This is a genomic window from Cobetia sp. SIMBA_158 (genome assembly GCF_046566945.1).
GTDB lineage: Bacteria > Pseudomonadota > Gammaproteobacteria > Pseudomonadales > Halomonadaceae > Cobetia > Cobetia amphilecti.
Genome location: NZ_JAWJYL010000787.1, coordinates 1 through 250, shown reverse-complemented (window position 1 = coordinate 250; position 250 = coordinate 1). Strand labels below are relative to the sequence as shown.

The window sequence follows — 250 nt, the reverse complement described above, 5'->3', positions numbered from 1 at the left end:
GCTTAACGTTGTTAAATTAATAAATAACCTGAACTCTGATTAAGTGATTTTTTATCCAGAATTTAGGTTAAATAGCTTAGCGCATAGTCACAAACTCTTCAGAGCCCGTTGGGTGAAGTGCAACAACAGCGTCAAAGTCAGCTTTAGTTGCGCCCATTTTCATCGCTACGGCAAAACCCTGAATCATTTCATCAACGGCAAAACCAAGGCCATGTAAGCCAACTACTTTTTCGTCTTCCCCTGCGCAAAC

General features: G+C 41.2%; 1 pseudogene. It reads right to left on the bottom strand.

Annotated features, from left to right (window positions below):
* Window positions 1-76: 76 nt before the first annotated feature.
* A pseudogene (locus R2R70_RS21970) lies at window positions 77-250 on the bottom strand (glutathione-disulfide reductase); the annotation flags it as partial.